Here is a 19,136-nt window from a genome sequence, read left to right on the forward strand (position 1 = left end):
CCTCAGGACGATGGCCGCAGACGCGTGCGCAGCAGCGCGTCCACCGCCTGCTGCCACTGCGGCGAGCCGGGTTGCGATTGCGGCGCTTCCTGGCCCAGTTTGGCCTGCACCGCCCGGTTCCATGCATCCGAGCCGTGGCTGGGGCCGTGGCCGTCGTCGGCGATCTGCAGCGAGCGGTCGACCCACGCATACCATTCGGGCGAGCCCAGTGCCGCGTTGGCCGGTGCGGATGGGCCGGCGGTGTCGGATGGCGGCGGTGCCGGCGAGGGCGAACAGGCGGCAAGCAGCAGGGCAAGCGGCAGGCTGGCGACGAGGCGGCGCATGGAAGGCTCCGTGGACAGTTGGCCACGAGCCTACCGCGGGCATGCGCAGCGGTGATTAAGTTTTCATGAGGCGCGGCGGCGCGATTCAGCGGGGTGGCTCAGAGCTTGTGAAGAAAACCACTTCCTGTGGTTTTCTTCAGTCGCGAGTCCGGTACACGCCCGGACATGACGCAGTCACTGCGTGACTGTGTCATGTCCGGCCATCGGGCAACCGCTCCTGCGTTGCCTCAACTCGGGCATCCATGCCCTCGCCGTGGCCGGCCTGAGAGGTTGAAAAAATCACAACCTCTCAGTCGCGCGCGGCCACTTCGTCGAGGTGCCACAGCAGGCCAGCCGGATCGTCGTACACGCGAAACGCGCCGGACTGCTGCAGCTCGGCGTGGCCGTAGCCGCCGGAGAGCAGACCCACGCCGAGCGCGTGCGCACGCTGCGCGGCGAGCATGTCCCACACGCTGTCGCCGATCACCAGCGACTGCCGGATGTCCACGCCCAGCCGCGCCGCGGCGGCGAGGAACAGGTCGGGGTCGGGCTTAGCGTGGCGCACCTGGTCGCGCGTCACCACCGGTACCTTTGACGGGTCGACGCCGAGCGCCGCCAGGTTGGACGCGGCGGTTTCCATCCGCCCGCTGGTGGCGATCGCCCACGGGATGCCCTGCGCGGTGAGGTAATCCAGCAGCTCGCGCGAGCCGGGCAGCGGCCGCACCGAACCCTGTGCGTGCTGCCGGTTGAACGCCTCGGCATGCCACTGGCGCAGGCGGTCGAGGCGCTCCTCGGTGATCGCCAGCCCGGTCTCGCGCAGCAGGATGTGCGCGAACAGGCCGCCGCTCATGCCGATCTTGCGGTGGATCCGCCACACCGACAGTTCCACACCCTCGCGATCCAGCGCTTCCTTCCACGCCAGTACGTGCTGGTAGACGCTGTCGATCAGGGTGCCGTCGAGGTCGAACAGGAAGGCGGTGTCGTGGCGGGGCATGGAGTTTCTCCGTGGGGTATCAGTGCAACAGGTCGATCCTGCGCAGGCCGCGCCGGCTCGCATCGAGGTTGCCGCCGGGCGGCCAGCCGACCACGGTGTCGACGACGGTGCCGTGGTCGGGAAAGTAGAACACCGGAGTCTCGACGCGCTCGACCATCGGCAGGCTGGCGTTGTCGTCGGCGATGCCGAGCCGCAGCGCGGGATGCGCCTGGTTCCACTCGCGCACGGCGTCGAAGGCGGTGACTTGCGCGGGCGGCACCACCCATTGCCCGTACTCGCGGAACAGCTCGCGCAGCAGCGGCTCGGCCTCGATGTCGCGCGCGGCGTTCGCGGCAAAGTGGCAGCCGGTCGAGGCCAGCACGGTCACCTGCGCCGGGGCGCGCAGGTTGAAGCGGAAGCGCACCAGCTCGCGCGTGCGCGTCTCCGGCGTGACGGCCCACCGGCTGGGCTGGCCGCTGCGGATGCGGCTGAACGAACGCATCGACGGCGGCGGCTTGCGCCCGGCTTCGGGATGGGCGGCCAGCAGCGCGCGGGCCTCGTCGTCGTGGTGCGCAATGAGCAAGGCATCGTGGAAGTCGGCGAGCTGCGGGCGATCGACGCGCTGGCGGCGCTCCAGTTCGGCGAAATCGCGGCGCAGGTCGGCGAGGTAGTCCGGCTGGCCGGTGGTTCGGAAAGCGAGGTTCGCCGCGCGGAACAGGAATTCCGCGTCGCGGTCGCCCAAGGCGCGCCGTCGGGCGTCGGCCTGCGCGGGCGTGAAGTCCGCGCCATAGCTGCGCGCGATGGCCTGCGCCTGCGCGTCGAGACCGTCGGCTTGCGCGGTCGCGGCCAGCAGGCGGTCGTAGGCCGGTTCCAGCACGCTGGCCGCGGGTTCGTGCGTGGCGGCGCGCGGCATGGTCAGCACATCCAGATCGATGGCGTAGCTCTGCACGCCGAACAGGCGCAGCAGGGTATAGGCCTGTTCGCGGGTGAGTTCGTAGCGCAGGTCGGCGAGGCTCAGGCCGCCCAGGCCGTGTTCGCGGTACACCAGGCTGTCGAGAAAGCGGTGCCGTGCACCCGGCGTGAGCCAGTCCAGCGGCGACTGCGCCGGCGGGGCATCCTGCTGGTAGGCGTCCAGCGCCGCGCGCGAGGTGATCGGTGTGGCCGGGATGGCCAGTGCCACATGGCGGGTGACGCCGGCCGGCGGCGGCTCCACCGCCAGCGCCGCGAACGGCAGCGCCGACGCGTGCAGGCACAGCAGGCGGACGATGGCGGCGCATGGCATACGCATGCCTCGCATTCCGTCGGAAGGATACGCGCCGGCCCGTGTAGCTAACACGTCGGAAGCAGCGTTCTCCCCGACTCCAGCACCGCCAGCGCCGCCGCGCCGAGCAGGCCCGGCTCGGGATTCATGATCGCCTGGGTCGGCACCTTTTCCATGATGTCGCGGAAGCGGCCCTTGGCCTCGAAGCGTTCGCGGAAGCGGCCGCGTTCCAGCCACGGCAGCAGCACCGGGATCAGCCCGCCGGTGAGGTAGACGCCGTTCCACGCGCCCAGCGTGAGCACCAGGTCGCCGGCGACGCTGCCGAAGATGCCGGCGAAGGTCTCCACCGTACGCGTGCACAGCGGGCAGCTGCCGTCCTTCGCGCGGGCGGTGATGTCCTCCGGCTTCAGCGCGTCGGGCGTCGCGCCGACCATGTGGCAGATCGCGTCGTACAGGTTCACCAGGCCCTGGCCGCAGATCAGCCGCTCGTTGGAGACGCGCCCGTACTTGTGGTTGAGGTAGTCGAGGATGGCGATGTCCTCCGGCGTGTGTGCGGCGAAACCGGCGTGGCCGCCTTCGGTCTGCAGCACGCTGCAGTGGCCGCCGCGCACCAGCAGGCCGCCCACGCCCAGGCCGGTGCCGGGGCCGACGACGGCGAAGGTCTGCTCAGCTTCGGCGCCGACCACCGGGCGCGGCACCGTGCCCACGTCGACCAGGTCGTCGCCATGCAGCAGGGTCACCGCCATGCTCTGCGCGGCAAAGTCGTTGACCAGGTGCACGTATTCCAGGCCCAGCGCGCTGGCCGTCTGGTGCGCCGAGATTGCCCACGGGTTGTTGGTGACCTTGACCGTCTCGCCGTCGACGATGCGGCCGGCGGCGGCCACGATGGCGCGGCTCACCTTGAGGCCGGTGTCGGCAAGGTACTGCTTCGCGGTCGCGACCAGCGAATCGTGCTCGGCCACCCGGTAGCGCCGGATGCTGTCGCTCAGCAGCGGCTGGTCGCGCGATGGATCGGCCACCCCGAAACGGACATTGGTGCCGCCAAGATCGACGAGCAGGGTGGGGGCGGAAACGTGCATCGGGACTCCAGTGGGGACACGGAAAGCAGCAAGCCTGCCGTGAATGCGCCCTAGCGTCCAGCGCCGGTCGCATCCGGCAGGTGCGGGTCGCCCGGCGCGTGGCGGGTGAGCTCATGGTTTTTCCTTGCGCTTGCTGCCCCTGCCGGGCGGCTTGTGGCCGCCGTGCTTGGGCTTGTGCCCCCCGTGCTTGGGCGGGTGGCCGGGCGGCGCCGGAGTGGGATTGGCCGCACCTGCCTGCAGGGCGCCGAGCAAGGCCTGTCCGTCCGGGCTGCCCAGTCCGGTGCAGGCGTCCCAGCCCGGGCCCGCCGTGTAGCTGCCGTTGTCGCCCTGGGTGATGTCGTGGAAGGCCCCGCCGCCGAGGTCATACAGGGCGGCCTGCACCGCGCCCAGCGGGTGGCCGAGCTGTTGGCCAAGGCGAGCCACCAGCGCGGCCCACAGCGGCGCGACGGCGCTGGTGCCGCCGACCACCTCGTCCTGGCTGTCCACACGCACCGCATAACCGGTGAGCGGATCGGCATTGCCCGCGACATCCGGCACGCCGCGCCCGGCGAAGCCTGCGGCTGTCGCGGGCACCGCCGCGCCCGCCTGCCATGCGGGCAGCGCAAACACGGCACTGACGCCGCCACCGGTGGCGCCCTCGTTGGCCGCGGTTTCGTTCCAGGTCACCTCGCTGCTGATCGCGCCGCCGCTGGCGAGCAGCTTGGTGCCCCCGCAGGCCAACACGGACGGGCTGGCGGCGGGAAAATCCACATGCGGCCGACCATCGCTTTCGCCATCGCTGGAGCCGCCGTCGCCGGCCGCCACGGTCACCGTCACGCCGAGTGCGGCGGCGTCCTCCAGCGCGGTTTCCATCGCGTCGCGCGACGCCGTAACCCAGCTGTCTTCCGGAGCGCCCCAGCTGATCGACATGGCCGTGGCCGGCAGGCTGCTGTCGTGCGCGGCCTGCGAGATCGCGTTGTAGAAGCCCTGGTCGGTATTCGGAGCGAAGTAGACGGCCAGCTTCGCCGCCGGTGCCAGCGCGCCGGCGATCTCGATGTCCAGCATCACCTCCGCATCCGCGGCGCCGCCGGGCTGGTTGCTGCCGCCGTCGATCGACACGGCGGTGATGGCGGGCGTCGCCAGGCCGAGCGAACTGAAGTAGGTATCCAGATCGGCCTGCCGGTAGCCGCCGCCCAGTTCGATGATTGCGATGACCTGGCCGCTGCCGTCCGCGCCGGGGGGAAAGTCGTACAGCTGGCCCACCTGCAGCGGCGTGTAGGTGTTCACCGGTTGCGCCTGTGCCACGCGGAAGTGCGGCCGGGCGACCGGGCGGCGGTCGAGGCCCAGCACCGCGATCACCGCCGGATCCGGCAGGGTCGGCGCCTGCGCGGAGCCGACATAGACCGCTCCGCCGGACGTCAGCTCGTAGCGGCCCAGCTGCACGCCGAACGCGTGCTGCAGGGCTTGCACCGTGCCGCGCAGGTGCAGCGTCCGCCGCGCCGGCTCGCTGGCCAGTTCCTGCAGGCCGTGCTGGCGGCCGAAGCCGCGCAGGCGATCCAGGTCGTCCGGGTCGGCGCCGTAGCGGACCTCGAAGTCGGCATGCCGGGTGGCCCGCGAGGAAGGTGGGGCCACCGTGTCCAGCGGGCTCCGGCGGCGCAGCACGAGGGTCACGTCGAGCGACGCATCCGGAGCGTGTCGGCCCAGGTAATGGGCGCCGGGCGGCTGGTGCTGGCGGACGGCCGGGGTGGGGGTTCGGGTGGTGCCCATGGGGCTTCCTCCGGGGGGAATGGTGGCGAATGCCATGTCGAGGGTGCCCCGGAAAATGTTATGGCCCGGTTGCGCCGGCGTGTCGCGGATGTCGTGACGCCGCCGCGTTTGGCGTTGTGGCCTAAAATGCGCGGATACGCCCCGCCAGGACCCGCCATGAGCTTTCCCGCCATCCGCATGCGCCGCATGCGCCGCGACGCCTTCTCCCGCGCGCTGATGCGCGAGCACACCCTACTGCCCAGCGACCTGATCATGGTTGCATTCGTGATCGATGGCGAAGGCCGGCGCGAGGCGGTGCTGTCGATGCCGGGGGTGGATCGGCTTTCCATCGACGGCTTGCTGGCGCTGGCCGGCGAATGCGTGCGGCTGGGCATCCCCGCGCTGGCTCTGTTCCCCTCGCCCGGTGCCGATGTGAAGTCGCTCGACGCCAGCGAGGCGTGGAACCCGGACAACCTGATGCACCGCGCCACCCGCGCGCTGAAGGCGAAGTATCCCGAGCTGGGCCTGATCGGCGACGTGGCGCTGGACCCGTACACCACCCACGGCCAGGACGGCCTGATCGACGACGCCGGCTACGTGATGAACGAGCCCACCGTCGAGGCGCTGATCAAGATGTCGCTGGCCCAGGCCGCGGCCGGCATGGATTTCGTGGCGCCGTCGGACATGATGGATGGCCGCATCGGCTCCATCCGCGACGCACTGGAAGAAGCCGGCCACATCCACACGCGTATCCTCGCCTACTCGGCGAAATACGCCTCCGCGTTCTACGGCCCGTTCCGCGACGCGGTCGGTTCCGCGGCCAACCTCGGCAAGGGCAACAAGCACACCTACCAGATGGACGTGGGCAACAGCGACGAGGCGCTGCGCGAGGTCGAACTGGACCTGCTCGAAGGCGCCGACGCGGTGATGGTGAAGCCCGGCCTGCCCTACCTCGACGTGCTGCGCCGGGTGAAAGACACCTTCGGTGCGCCCACCTTCGTCTACCAGGTGAGCGGCGAATACGCGATGCTGAAGGCCGCCGTGCAGAATGGGTGGCTGGATGAGAAGGCGGTGGTGCTGGAAGCGCTCACCGCGTTCAAGCGGGCGGGGGCGGATGCGATCCTTACCTACTATGCAATCGATGCCGCGCGGTGGTTGCGCGGGGAATAGGCACAACTCCGCTGCTGCCAATACAGGGGGCAGGTTCAGTTCTTGTGGCAGGCCATCGTGCTTTGCAGAAGCAAGAGCTTTCGTGCGCCTTCGGCGCGCGAGTTACTTTCTCTTTGCGTGGCCAAAGAGAAAGTAACCAAAGAGAAAGGCCACCCCGCTTGGCGCTTGCCGGACATCCTGTCCGGCAAGTCCGTGAGCCGGGGCCGGGCTTTTCGACCGGACTCCTGTCCGGGCGAAAAGGAGTCGACATCCCTGTCGACTCCCCTGCGGGCCTGTCGACCCCGGCTCACCGCCGCACAGGGGCCCCGGGTAGAGCTGCGGGCCATCCTGGCCCGCACTCGGTGATGAAGCGGAAAGCAACAGCCACAGCAAAGCACCGCTTTGCTGTGGCTTCGCTCTCGCTCTTGCTCTTGATCTGGTTCTTCTGAAGAGTGCGCGCCAGGAGGGCGCGCTGCTCTACCCGGGGTCCCCTCTGCAGCGGCGGGCGGGTGGTGGAAAAGCCCGCAGGGTGGCCGGCAGGGATGCCGGCCAGTTTGGCGTCAGCACAGGCAACGGCATGGATGCCGGAGTTGAGGCAACGCAGGAGCGGTTGCCCGATGTGCTGTCGACAAACCCCACCACCCGGTCGCGGACCTTGCGGGCAGGATGCCCGCAAGGCGCGTAAGCGGGGTGCCCCTCTCTTTGGTTACTTTCTCTCGGGCAAGCGAGAGAAAGTAACTCGCCCTCCGCAGGAGGGTGAAAGCTCTTGCTCGTGGAGGACTGGCAGCCCGGGCCCAAAGCATGGTGGCGCGATACCATTGCGATCTCCGATCGCAACCCGAGTTCGCCCGCCATGACGCCCCCGCGCCTAGAAATCACCCGCCCCGACGACTGGCACCTGCACCTTCGCGACGGCGACGCGCTGGCTTCGGTGGTCGGCCACACCGCGCGGCGTTTCGCCCGCGCCATCGTGATGCCGAACCTGAAGCCGCCGGTGACCACGGTGGCGCAGGCCGAGGACTATCGTCGGCGCATCCTTGCCAGCTTGCCGGCGGGCGCGCGCTTCCAGCCGTTGATGACGCTGTATCTCACCGAGAACACGCCGGTGGAGGAAATCGCCCACGCCAAGGCCAGCGGCAGCGTGTTCGCGGTGAAGTACTACCCGGCCGGCGCCACCACCAATTCCGATTCCGGCGTGTGCGAGCTGTCGCGGGTGCACCACGTGCTGGAGGCGATGGAGAAGCACGAGCTGCCGCTGCTGATGCACGGCGAGGTCACCGACTCGGCCGTCGACATCTTCGATCGCGAACGCGTGTTCATCGAGCGCCACCTGCTGCCGCTGCGCGAGCGCTTCCCGGCACTGCGCATGGTGCTGGAGCACATCACCACCAGCGACGCAGCCGAGTTCGTCGCCGGCGCGCCGGCCAACGTGGCGGCCACCATCACCGCGCACCACCTGCTGCTCAACCGCAACGCACTGTTCGAGGGCGGCATCCGCCCGCACCACTATTGCGCGCCGATCCTCAAGCGCGAGACGCACCGCGCCGCGCTGTTGCAGGCGGCCACCAGCGGCGATGCGCATTTCTTCCTCGGCACCGACAGCGCGCCGCACCCGCGTGAGGCGAAGGAAGCCGCGTGCGGCTGCGCAGGTTTGTACACCGCCCACGCGGCGCTCGAACTGTATGCCGAGGCATTCGAACAGGCGGGCCGGCTGGATCGGCTGGAAGCGTTCGCCAGCTTCCATGGCCCGGATTTCTACGGTCTGCCGCGCAACACCGATCGCGTCGCACTCGAACGCACGCCATGGAGCGTGCCGCAGGTCTATCCGCTGGGCGGCAGCAGCTGCGTGCCGATGCGCGCTGGCGGCAGCGTCGGCTGGTCGCTGGCGTAAGGCGCGCGCCTCCCGCTCCTGGTAGGAGCCCGCTCGCGGGCGATGCTCTTCGAATCCCGAATCCCGAGCAGGTGCATCGCCCGCGAGCGGGCTCCTACGGGCGGTGATGTGTCCGGGATGGTGATGGGCACAATGCCATCATTCAGGCCGTAGGTTGGGGTGAGCGTATGCGAACCCCCAACATCACGGCCGTGTGGACGTTGGGGTTCGCATACGATCACCCCAACCCACGGTGTGGGGACCGGACGCTCAGTAGGCGAACTCGCGGAACAGCGGGTCGATGTTGCCGTGCCACGGACCGTGGAACAGCTCCAGCTTGCGCTCGGCCGGGGTCTGGTTGGCCTGCGCAATCTCCACCAACGGTTCGAGGAAGATGCTTTCGTCGGCACCGTGGCGATTGAGTCGGGCGCGGCGCTTGAGGCCGTGGCCGGCGATCTTCAGCGCCTCTTCGGCGAGGTCGCGTACCGTGCCGCCGCGGAACGGCAGCTTCAGCGCGTGCTTCGGCACGCCGTCGCGCAGGGCGTGGCGCTCCTCGCGGCTGAAGTCCTTGACCAGGTCCCACGCCGCATCCAGTGCCTGCTGGTCGTAGAGCAGACCGACCCAGAACGCGGGCAGCGCGCACAGCCGGTTCCACGGGCCGCCGTCGGCGCCGCGCATCTCCAGGTACTGCTTCAGGCGCACCTCGGGGAAGGCGGTGGTGAGGTGGTCGGCGAAGTCCTTCATGGTCGCGTGCACGCCCGGTAGCGTGGGCAGTTCACCGGCCAGGAAACGTTTGAAATCCTGCCCGGCCAGGTCGATGTAGCGGCCGTCCTGGTAGCTGAAGTACATCGGCACGTCGAGGATGTAGTCGACGTAGCGCTCGTAGCCGAAGCCGTCGGCGAACACGAAGTCGAGCATGCCGGTGCGGTCGGGGTCGGTGTCGGTCCAGATCTGCGAGCGGTACGACAGATAGCCGTTCGGACGTCCTTCGGTGAACGGCGAATCGGCGAACAGCGCGGTGGCGATCGGTTGCAGCGCGAGGCCGACGCGGAACTTCTTGATCATGTCCGCTTCGGAGGAGAAATCCAGGTTCACCTGCACCGTGCAGGTGCGCGTCATCATGTCCAGGCCGAGCGAGCCGACCTTGGGCATGTACTCGCGCATGATCTTGTAACGGCCCTTCGGCATCCACGGCATTTCGTCGCGGCGCCACTTCGGCTGGAAGCCCATGCCGAGGAAGCCCAGGCCCATGCCGTCGGCGACCGAGCGTACCTCCTCCAGGTGCGAGTTCACCTCGCAGCAGGTCTGGTGGATGGTCTCCAGCGGGGCACCGGACAGCTCCAGCTGGCCGGCCGGCTCCAGCGTGATCGAGGCCTTGTCGCGCGACAACGCTACCGGGGTCTCGCCTTCGCGAGCGATGTCCCAGCCGTAGCGCACGGCGATACCTTCGAGCAGGGCGCGAATGCCGCGCTCGCCCTCGAACGGGGGTGGGCGTAGATCATCGGTACGGAAGCCGAACTTCTCATGCTCAGTGCCGATGCGCCACGCCTCGTGCGGTTTTTCGCCGGCGGCGAGATAGTCAGCAAGCTGCTGGCGGCCGGCGATCGGGGTGCTCTTGACGGCACTGGGTATGGACACGGGCGAAGCCTCGCTGGAGGAGCCGACACTATGGGGGCGGCGCAAGCCGACGAAAAGGGGTGTCGTGGAATGCGGGGTCGGAGCTGCATTGGAGCAGCATCGCGAAGGTGCCGCCTTGAGCTGGGTCAGGCGGGTACAGGAAGGAAGACGGCGGCCCGTGGCCGCCGTCTTCCGTCACTTGCGATTCCCGAGTCCCCGCGTCTCAGCGCTTCATCGAATTGAAGAACTCGTCGTTGGACTTGGTGTTTTTCATCTTGTCGAGCATGAACTCCATCGCGGCCAGTTCGTCCATCGGGTGCAACAGCTTCCGCAGGATCCAGATCTTGGCCAGCATGTCCGGGTCGATCAGCAGGTCCTCGCGGCGGGTGCCGGAGCGGTTGATGTCGATCGCCGGGTAGACGCGCTTCTCGGAGATGCGCCGGGACAGGTGCACTTCCATGTTGCCGGTGCCTTTGAACTCCTCGTAGATCACCTCGTCCATCTTGCTGCCGGTTTCGGTCAGTGCGGTGGCGATGATGGTCAGGCTGCCGCCTTCCTCCACGTTGCGGGCGGCGCCGAAGAAGCGCTTCGGGCGCTGCAGCGCGTTCGCGTCGACGCCGCCGGTGAGCACCTTGCCGGAACTGGGCACCACGGTGTTGTAGGCGCGGGCGAGGCGGGTGATCGAGTCGAGCAGGATCACCACGTCGCGCTTGTGCTCGACCAGGCGCTTGGCACGCTCGATCACCATCTCGGCGACCTGCACGTGACGCACGGCCGGCTCGTCGAAGGTCGAGGAGATGACCTCGGCGCGCACGGTGCGGGCGATCTCGGTCACCTCTTCCGGGCGCTCGTCGATCAGCAGCATGATCAGATGCGCTTCGGGGTGGTTGTAGGTGATCGCCTGGGCCACGTTCTGCAGCATCATCGTCTTGCCGGACTTCGGCTGCGAGACGATCAGGCCGCGCTGGCCCTTGCCGATCGGCGCGATCAGGTCGAGGATGCGGCCGGTGATGTCCTCGCTCGACCCGTTGCCACGCTCCAGCTTGTACGCCTTGCGCGGGAACAGCGGGGTGAGGTTCTCGAACAGCATCTTGTTCTTCGACGCCTCCGGCGGATCGCCGTTGATGTCGTCGACGCGCAGCATGGCGAAGTAGCGCTCGCCTTCCTTCGGGTGGCGCACGCGCCCGGTGATGTAGTCGCCGGTGCGCAGGTTGAAGCGGCGGATCTGGCTGGGGCTGACGTAGATGTCGTCGGGACCGGCCAGGTAGCTCTCGTCGGCTGAGCGCAGGAAGCCGAAGCCGTCCTGCAGGATCTCCAGCACGCCCTCGGCCCAGATGCCGCCGCCGGAGCGGGCATGCGCCTTGAGCACGTTGAAGATCACGTCCTGCTTGCGCGCGCGGGCGACGCCTTCGTGCACGCCCAGCGACTCGGCGAACTCCAGCAGCTGCGGCGCCTTCATGCGCTTCAACTCGGTGAGGTTGATCACCCGGTCGTTGCTGCCCGGATCGGCGTTGTCGTCGTCCACCGGCAGGCCGTTCGGGTTAGGGCGCGGATGCTGCTGGCGCCCTTGCTGCTGGTTCGGGTTGCCGCCGCGTTCGTTGCGCCGGCGCCGGCCGCGGCCTTCGCGGCCCTCGCGGCCGCCGTTGTTCTGGTTCGGGTTCTGACCCTGGCCCTGGCCCTGTTGGTTTTGATTCTGCGGCTGGCCGGGGTTCTGGCTGGCCGGCTGGTCCGGGTTCTGGCCAGCCGGCGATACGAAGTCACGCGATTCCTGCGTCGGGCGTGGCGCCGCCGGCGGTATCGACTGGCTGGCCGAGGCGGGTGCCGCCGCCGGAACGATCGCAGGCACCGCAGGCTTGTCGGCCGCGGCCGCCTTCTCGGCGTTCGCGGCCGCGATCGCGGCGGCCGTGCGGCGCGGCGCGCGGGGGCGCGGCTCGGGCTTGTTTTCGGCAACGAGGCCGGCGTCGGCGCCCGGGGCGTCGTTCGGGGTTCTGTTTTCGGTATCGGACACGGGCAATCCTCGCGGGGCGCCGTTGAATTGCAGGAGGGAGGGTGTGCGTCGCGCGGCAGGCGCAAGGGGACAGGACTGTCCCGACGGACGCGATGGAATCTAGCACCCGCCGCGTGCTGGCGTAAAGTCTCGCGCGCCTGCCGGGCGGAGCCGGCGAGGCGGCGGACAGCGGGTTTGCAACGGGTGGATCAGATGGCCTTGTCGATCATCTGGGTCAGCTGGCCCTTGCTGACGGCGCCGATCTGGGTGGCTTCGACCTTGCCGTTCTTGAACACCATCAGGGTCGGGATGCCGCGCACGCCGTAGGCGCGCGGGGTCTGCTGGTTCTGGTCGATGTTCACCTTCACCACGCGCAGCTTGCCTTCGTACTGCTGGGCCAGCTCGTCCAGCATCGGCGCGATGGCCTTGCACGGGCCGCACCACTCCGCCCAGAAATCCAGCAGCACCGGGGTCTCGGACTTCAGCACCTGCTGTTCGAAGGCATCGTCGTTCACATGGGTAATCAGGTCGCTCACCGGGGATCTCCGTGGCTGGGGGGCCAGAACTGGCAGGTGGAAAACAATGGGGTGGCCGGGGGCCAAAAACAAGGAGTGGCGACGGGCAGGGTCACCATCGGCTACACTCAGGCGCCCACGAAGCGCGGGTTGGGCGGGAAGAAGGCAAGGTCTTCATTCCAGCGCAACTCCGGGCACGATTCAAGGGCGGCTTGCACAGCCGCCCGTCAGACCGCCGGCAAATACGGCGTCGCACGCCGCGGCGCGACCTTGTTGACCCTGACATTGAGCCGCTTCGCCGCGCATTGCGCACCCCGTCCTGCACCGTTTCGCGCCGATCTTCGGCCGCTGGAACGAGTGCAGCGCATCACGCCGCCGTCAGGCAAGGTTACCCATTCCGCATATGTCGCAAACCATACTCACCGATACCTTCTTCGCCAACTTCGATCTTCATCCGCTGCTGCAGCAGGGCCTGGATGACAGCGGTTTCACCCGCTGCACGCCGATCCAGGAAATGACCCTGCCGCCGGCGCTGGCCGGACGCGACGTCGCCGGCCAGGCGCAAACCGGCACCGGCAAGACCTGCGCCTTCCTGGTCGCGCTGATGAACCGCCTGCTGACCACCCCGGCGGTGGCCGAGCGCAAGGACAGCGACCCGCGCGCGCTGATCATCGCGCCCACCCGCGAGCTGGCCATCCAGATCGACAAGGACGCGCGCAACATCGGCCGCCACACCGGCCTGAAGACCGCGCTGATCTACGGCGGCGTCGACTACGACAAGCAGCGCCAGCAGCTGAAGGACGGCTGCGACATCATCATCGCCACGCCCGGCCGGCTGCTCGACTACCACAAGCAGGGCGTGTTCAGCCTCAACGGCGTCGAAGTGATGGTGATCGACGAGGCCGACCGCATGTTCGACCTCGGCTTCATCAAGGACGTGCGCTTCATCTTCCGCAAGCTGCCGCCGCGCGAGCAGCGCCAGGTGCTGCTGTTCTCCGCCACCTTGAGCCACCGCGTGCTGGAGCTGGCCTACGAGCACATGCACGAGGCCGAGAAGCTGGTGGTGGAGAGCGATCACGTCACCGCCGACAAGGTGCGCCAGGTCGTCTACTTCCCGGCCAAGGAAGAGAAGATGCCGCTGCTGCTGAACCTGATCGACCGGCACCAGCCCACCCGCAGCATCATCTTCGTCAACACCAAGGCCGCCGCCGAGCGCGTCACCGAACGGGTCAAGCGCCACGGCTGCCGCGTCGGCGCGATTTCCGGCGACGTGCCGCAGCTGAAGCGGCAGAAGCTGCTGCAGCGTTTCCAGGAAGGCCAGCTCGACATCCTGGTGGCCACCGACGTGGCCGCGCGCGGCCTGCACATTCCGCACGTCAGCCACGTGTTCAACTACGACCTGCCGCACGAGGCCGAGGATTACGTGCATCGCATCGGCCGTACCGCGCGCCTCGGCGCCGAGGGCGACGCGATCAGCTTCGCCTGCGACCTGTACGCGATGAGCCTGCCGGACATCGAGACCTACATCGGCCAGAGCATCCCGGTGGCTGCGATGGAGCCGGAGCTGCTGGTGATGCCCAGGCCGCACGCGATCGACCCCGAGTTCGCCGCCAACGCTGCCGCCGACAGCGCCGCGTTCGGTGACGTGGTGGCGCCGCGGCCGGGCGAGAAGCCGCGCCGCAGCGGTGGCCAGGGCCGCGGCGCCGAGCGCCATGCCGGCGGCCGCGGCGTCGCGCGTCCGCCACGCGAGCACAGGCCGGCGGTGGCCGAAGGCCGCACCGTCGCCGCGAACGAACTGCCGCCCGCGGTGGCCGTGCATCGCAGCGAGGCGGCGCCAGCGACGGGCGGCGACCCGGCCCCCGAGGGCGCGCGCAAGCCGCGGCGTCGGCGCGGCGGTCGCAACCGTCGCCGCGAAGGCGCGCCGACCGATGGCGTCGAGACCACCGGCCGCCAGCCGGCGGTCGCCGAGGGCAACCGCGCGCCGCGGGGCGAGCGTCGCCCGCCGCGCGAGCGCGGCACAGCCGAATCCGCGGGCATCGGCCACAGCCGGCCGTCGCGGCAGGTCGCGGTGACCTCGGGCAAGCCCGCCGAGCACGCACACCCGGCGAAGCCGAGCCTGTTCCGCCGCCTGACCCGGCTGTTCACCCGGCGCTGAGTGCCCGCGATCGCCGCGTGCCGGATCGCGGCGATCGGGGAAGTCCGCACCTTGCGGCCGGCTTCCCTTATCCTTGCGTGGATACGACGATACGCAGGCTCGGGGACGCTCGGTGATCCAGTTCGATCAAGTCAGCAAACGCTACGAAGGCGGCCATGAGGCGCTCTCGCAGCTTTCCTTCGAGGTGCCCAGTGGCGAGATGGCCTTCGTCACCGGGCACTCCGGCGCCGGCAAGAGCACCCTGCTCAAGCTGCTGGGACTGATCGAGCGGCCGTCGCACGGCAGCATCAGCGTGGACGGCAAGAGCCTGGCGAAGATCCGCCACAGCGGCATCCCGAAGTGGCGTCGGCACCTCGGCATGGTGTTCCAGGACCACCGCCTGCTGCTGGATCGCAGCGTGTTCGCCAACGTCGAGTTGCCGCTGGTGATCGGCGGCGTCGCGCGCGCCGAGCGTGCCCGTCGGGTACGCGCTGCGCTGGAGAAGGTCGGCCTGCTGGCCTACGAGCGGCAACTGCCGGCCACCCTGTCCACGGGCGAACAGCAGCGCGTGGGCATCGCCCGCGCGATCGTGGCGCGCCCGGCGCTGCTGATCGCCGACGAGCCCACCGGCAACCTCGACCCGCAGCTGGCGGTGGAGATCATGGGCCTGTTCGGCGAGTTCCAGCAGCTCGGCACGACCGTGCTGATCGCCAGCCACGACCTGCCGCTGATCAAGCGCATGAAGCGGCGGGTGATCGTGCTCGACCACGGCCGCCTGGTCGCCGACCTGGCTGCGCAGGAGGTGCTGTGAACGCGTCGACGCAGACCCTGCACGCGCCGGCGGATGCGTCGGGCCGCAACACCCACAGCCGCGGCAGCCGCATCGGCAACTGGTGGGAACACCATCGCTGGAGCGCGGGATCGAGCCTGCGCCGGCTTGCCGCGCGCCCGTTCGGCAGCCTGCTCACGATCGCGGTGATGGGCCTGGCGCTGGCGTTGCCGCTGGCGTTCTATCTGCTGCTGGGCAACGTGCAGCAACTCGGCAACGCGCTGGGCCAGAGTCAGGCGATCAGCGTGTTCCTGCAGCCGGGTCAGGCTGCACCGCAGGCGCAGCTGCTGGCACAGCAACTGGGCAGCCGCCCCGAAGTGGCCGCGGTGACGGTGAAGACACCGCAGCAGGGCATGGACGAGCTGGCGCAGATGCAGGGCTTCTCCGGCGCCCTGCACACGCTGGACGACAACCCGTTGCCGTACGTGCTGCAGCTGCAGCCGCGCGCAGGCGTGAGCGCACAGGCGCTGGAGCAGCTGGTCGCCGACGTGCGCACGCTGCGCAGCGTCGATCTGGTGCAGGACAGCGGCAGCTGGCGCCAGCGGCTGGACGCCTTGCTCGGCGTGGGCAATCGCGTGGTGCTGGTGTTGGCTTCGCTGCTGGCGCTGGCGGCGCTGCTGGTGGTCGGCAACACGGTGCGGGTGGACATCGCCAGCCGCAGCGAGGAGATCGGCGTGCTGCTGCTGGTCGGCGCCAGCGGCGCGTTCGTGCGCCGGCCTTATCTGTATGCGGGGATCTGGTACGGCCTGTTCAGCGGCATCCTGGCGGCGCTACTGGCGGTGCTGATCGAGCTGGCGCTGGCCGCGCCGGTGGCGCAGTTGAGCCAGGCTTATGATGGCAAGCTGCAGGTCGGCGGCCTGCCGCCGTGGCTGCTGCTGGCGGTGCCGCTGGTCGCTGCGGCGCTGGGCTGGCTGGGTGCGCGGCTGGTCAGCGCCTGGCAATTGCGCAAGGCGGTGTGATGCGCTTGCGCGGGGGTGACGCTGATCGCAACGGTCGATGGCCGATCCGGTGCACTATCCCCAGTTACGGCGGGTGCAGGGGTGCGCCTGCGGGTTCATCGGCGCAGGACTGCCACGAGTCGGGTGGGTGAGTTAAGGAATGAGTACGAATATCAGCAGCCGTCTGCTGACCGAGGCGCCGCGGGTGCTGGTGGTCGACGGCTCGCGCGTGGTGCGGCAGTTGATTACCCGCGTGCTGCTGGCCGAGCTGCCCGGGGTCGAGGTGATTGGTTGCGGCAGTGGCGCCGAGGCGCAGCAGGTGCTGGGCGAGGGCGTGTTCGACTTCATCACCATCGCCTTGCGCCTGCCCGACATGGACGGGCTGGAACTGGCGCGCTTCGTGCGCGAGTCGGCGCCGCAGGCGTACGTGCCGATCGTGGTGGTTTCCGGCGACGTCGAGGACCGGCTGCATCGCCGCTCGCTGGGCGAACACGTCACCGATTATTTCGACAAGGCGCTGGGCTTCCAGGCGCTGGCCGAGTTCATCCGCGGCTACGTGCGGCCGGACGACACCGCCGAGGGCGTGGTGCTGTACGTCGAGGACAGCCGCGTGGTGGCGCTGGCGACGCGCCGCATGCTGGAGAAGATCGGCCTCACCGTGCGCCACGTAGTCAGCGTGGAAGACGCCCTGGCGTTGCTGGAGACCTCGAAGGCGCAGGGCGTGGTGGGTGCCGACGTGGTGCTCACCGACGTCAGCCTGAAGGGCGAACTCACCGGCGGCGACCTGCTCAAGCACGTCCGCGGCGAGTTCGGCTACGGCAAGGGCCGCCTGCCGGTGCTGGTGATGACCGGCGACGAGAACCCGGCCAACCAGGCCGCGCTGATCAAGGCCGGCGCCAACGACCTGGTCGAGAAGCCGGTCGAGGAAAAGCTGCTGGTGACCAAGCTGCTGTTCCAGTTGCGCGTGGCCAGGCACCTGCGCGAACACGCGGCCGAGGCGTGAGCGACGCGGCGCAGATCCGGCTGGAACCGTCCTGGAAGGCGCGTATCGGCGATTATCTCTTGCGTCCCGAGATGCAGGCGCTGGCGGCATTCCTGCGCGCGGAGAAGCAGGCCGGCAAGCGGATCTACCCGCCCGGGCTGGAGATCTTCGCTGCGTTCGAGCACACCCCGTTCGACGCGGTGCGGGTGGTGATCCTGGGCCAGGACCCGTACCACGGTCCCGGGCAGGCGCACGGTCTGTGCTTTTCGGTGCGCCCCGGCGTGCGGGTGCCGCCGTCGCTGGAGAACATCTTCAAGGAAATCCAGCGCGACCTCGGCATTGCGCGCCCCGACCACGGCTGCCTCACGCCGTGGGCCGACCGCGGCGTGTTGCTGCTCAACAGCGTGCTGACGGTGGAGGAAGGCCGCGCCGGCGCCCACCAGGGCAAGGGCTGGGAAGGCTTCACCGACGCGGCGATCGACGCGCTCAACCGCGAGCGCGAGGGCCTGGTGTTCCTGCTGTGGGGCAGCTACGCCCAGCGCAAGGGGCAGCTGATCGACACCCGCCGCCACGGCGTGCTGCAGAGCGTGCATCCCTCGCCGTTGTCTGCCCATCGCGGCTTCCTCGGCTGCGGGCATTTCTCCGCCGCCAACCGCTACCTGGAAGCGCATGGCCACGCGCCGGTGGACTGGTCGTTGCCGCCGCGGGCCGCATTGCAGGGCCAATTCACGCCCACTTGAACGCCGCCCGGGCAACCTCATGTGACACCGGATGGGGCGCTGGACAAGGGTGGAAAATATCTGTACTATTCGGTTCATTAAAAGCGCGGAACCAATCCCGCGCTTTAGCACTCCAACTACCCGAGTGCTAAACTTTGACGTCATGCAGGAGGTTCCATCCATGTCCCAAGCCTTGGCGATCACCCCCAGCAACCTGCCCAGTGTCGTCGGCAGTCTGGACGCGTACATCTCCGCGGTTCACCGCATTCCGGTGCTGAGCCAGGAAGAGGAGCAGGCGCTGTCGCGCGACTACCTCGAGGAGGCCAACCTGGCCGCCGCGAAGAAGCTGGTGATGTCGCATCTGCGTTTCGTGGTGCATGTGGCGCGCGGTTACTCGGGTTACGGCCTGCAGCTGGCCGACCTGATCCAGGAAGGCAACATCGGCCTGATGAAGGCGGTCAAGCGCTTCGATCCCGACCAGGGCGTGCGCCTGGTCAGCTTCGCGGTGCACTGGATCCGCGCCGAGATGCACGAGTTCATCCTGAAGAACTGGCGCATCGTGAAGGTCGCCACCACCAAGGCGCAGCGCAAGCTGTTCTTCAACCTGCGCAAGAGCAAGAAGCGCCTGGGCTGGATGAATGCGGCCGAGGTGAGCACCGTGGCGAAGGACCTGGGCGTGCCCGAGGCGACCGTGCGCGAGATGGAGTCGCGCCTGTCCGGCCGCGACATCGGTTTCGAGGCTCCGGTCGATGCCGACGACGACGCCAAGCCGGCGCCGGCGGCGTTCCTGGTCGACGATGGCGCCGACCCGTACCAGAACGTGGCTGATGAGGATTACGCCGACAACCAGATGGAGACGCTGAACGATGCACTCGCCCACCTGGACCCGCGCTCGCGCGACATCATCCAGCGGCGCTGGCTGGACGATTCCAGCAAGGCCACGCTGCAGGATCTGGCCGACGAATACGGCGTGTCCGCCGAGCGCATCCGCCAGATCGAGGCGAACGCGATGAAGAAGATGCGCGGCCTGTTCGCCACGGCGGCCTGAGCCGGCGC

16 protein-coding genes are annotated in these 19,136 nt (G+C 69.0%); 8 read left to right on the forward strand and 8 right to left on the reverse strand.

Annotated features, from left to right (window positions below):
• Positions 1–2 precede the first annotated feature (2 nt).
• The 5 genes from LRK53_RS03660 to LRK53_RS03680 form a co-directional block, all read right to left on the reverse strand.
• Positions 3–323 carry a hypothetical protein gene (locus LRK53_RS03660; protein ID WP_027494075.1) on the reverse strand — a complete coding sequence of 107 codons (321 nt, stop codon included), beginning with the start codon at positions 321–323 and terminating at the stop codon, positions 3–5.
• A gap of 289 nt (positions 324–612) precedes the next feature.
• Positions 613–1,296: an HAD family hydrolase gene (locus LRK53_RS03665; RefSeq protein ID WP_027494076.1), complete on the reverse strand. Its 684-nt coding sequence runs from the start codon at positions 1,294–1,296 to the stop codon at positions 613–615.
• 19 nt (positions 1,297–1,315) lie between these two features.
• A complete protein-coding gene (locus LRK53_RS03670; protein WP_235642506.1) occupies positions 1,316–2,563 on the reverse strand; it encodes a hypothetical protein in 1,248 nt (415 codons plus the stop codon).
• A gap of 41 nt (positions 2,564–2,604) precedes the next feature.
• Positions 2,605–3,615 carry a glucokinase gene (gene glk, locus LRK53_RS03675; RefSeq protein ID WP_027494078.1) on the reverse strand — a complete coding sequence of 337 codons (1,011 nt, stop codon included), beginning with the start codon at positions 3,613–3,615 and terminating at the stop codon, positions 2,605–2,607.
• Between the two features lie 111 nt (positions 3,616–3,726).
• Complete coding sequence (locus LRK53_RS03680) at positions 3,727–5,361, reverse strand: S53 family peptidase (protein ID WP_027494079.1); 1,635 nt, start codon at positions 5,359–5,361, stop codon at positions 3,727–3,729.
• A gap of 156 nt (positions 5,362–5,517) precedes the next feature.
• On the opposite strand from LRK53_RS03680, the gene hemB reads away from it, so the two are divergent.
• Positions 5,518–6,510: a porphobilinogen synthase gene (gene hemB / locus LRK53_RS03685; RefSeq protein WP_027494080.1), complete on the forward strand. Its 993-nt coding sequence runs from the start codon at positions 5,518–5,520 to the stop codon at positions 6,508–6,510.
• An 832-nt stretch (positions 6,511–7,342) separates the two neighbouring features.
• Positions 7,343–8,380 (forward strand): dihydroorotase, encoded by a 1,038-nt coding sequence (gene pyrC / locus LRK53_RS03690; protein WP_027494081.1) that lies wholly within the window; start codon positions 7,343–7,345, stop codon positions 8,378–8,380.
• Between the two features lie 249 nt (positions 8,381–8,629).
• Here the strand turns inward: pyrC and LRK53_RS03695 are convergent, their stop codons facing one another.
• The 3 genes from LRK53_RS03695 to trxA all read right to left on the reverse strand — a co-directional run bounded on the left by LRK53_RS03695 (position 8,630) and on the right by trxA (position 12,499).
• Positions 8,630–9,997 (reverse strand): glutamate--cysteine ligase, encoded by a 1,368-nt coding sequence (locus LRK53_RS03695; RefSeq protein WP_027494082.1) that lies wholly within the window; start codon positions 9,995–9,997, stop codon positions 8,630–8,632.
• A 202-nt stretch (positions 9,998–10,199) separates the two neighbouring features.
• Positions 10,200–11,984, reverse strand: a complete 1,785-nt coding sequence (gene rho / locus LRK53_RS03700; RefSeq protein ID WP_235642507.1) for a transcription termination factor Rho — start codon at positions 11,982–11,984, stop codon at positions 10,200–10,202.
• Positions 11,985–12,172: 188 nt separating this feature from the next.
• Positions 12,173–12,499, reverse strand: a complete 327-nt coding sequence (gene trxA, locus LRK53_RS03705) for a thioredoxin TrxA (protein WP_008438536.1) — start codon at positions 12,497–12,499, stop codon at positions 12,173–12,175.
• A gap of 382 nt (positions 12,500–12,881) precedes the next feature.
• Between trxA and LRK53_RS03710 the strand changes: the two genes are divergently transcribed.
• From LRK53_RS03710 to rpoH, 6 genes are all read left to right on the forward strand, one after another.
• Complete coding sequence (locus LRK53_RS03710; RefSeq protein WP_235642508.1) at positions 12,882–14,633, forward strand: DEAD/DEAH box helicase; 1,752 nt, start codon at positions 12,882–12,884, stop codon at positions 14,631–14,633.
• 112 nt (positions 14,634–14,745) lie between these two features.
• Positions 14,746–15,423, forward strand: a complete 678-nt coding sequence (ftsE, locus tag LRK53_RS03715) for a cell division ATP-binding protein FtsE (RefSeq protein ID WP_027493843.1) — start codon at positions 14,746–14,748, stop codon at positions 15,421–15,423.
• A complete protein-coding gene (gene ftsX / locus LRK53_RS03720; protein ID WP_027493842.1) occupies positions 15,420–16,400 on the forward strand; it encodes a permease-like cell division protein FtsX in 981 nt (326 codons plus the stop codon). Before ftsE ends, ftsX begins: the two co-directional genes overlap by 4 nt.
• A 139-nt stretch (positions 16,401–16,539) precedes the next feature.
• A complete protein-coding gene (locus tag LRK53_RS03725; RefSeq protein WP_027493841.1) occupies positions 16,540–17,382 on the forward strand; it encodes a response regulator in 843 nt (280 codons plus the stop codon).
• Positions 17,379–18,101, forward strand: a complete 723-nt coding sequence (gene ung, locus LRK53_RS03730) for a uracil-DNA glycosylase (protein ID WP_027493840.1) — start codon at positions 17,379–17,381, stop codon at positions 18,099–18,101. The genes LRK53_RS03725 and ung overlap by 4 nt, the downstream gene beginning before the upstream one ends.
• Before the next feature lie 160 nt (positions 18,102–18,261).
• Positions 18,262–19,128 carry an RNA polymerase sigma factor RpoH gene (rpoH, locus tag LRK53_RS03735; protein WP_008433610.1) on the forward strand — a complete coding sequence of 289 codons (867 nt, stop codon included), beginning with the start codon at positions 18,262–18,264 and terminating at the stop codon, positions 19,126–19,128.
• The last annotated feature ends 8 nt before the right edge of the window (positions 19,129–19,136 follow it).

It is taken from the genome of Rhodanobacter thiooxydans (assembly GCF_021545845.1).
In the GTDB taxonomy this organism is placed as follows: Bacteria; Pseudomonadota; Gammaproteobacteria; order Xanthomonadales; family Rhodanobacteraceae; genus Rhodanobacter.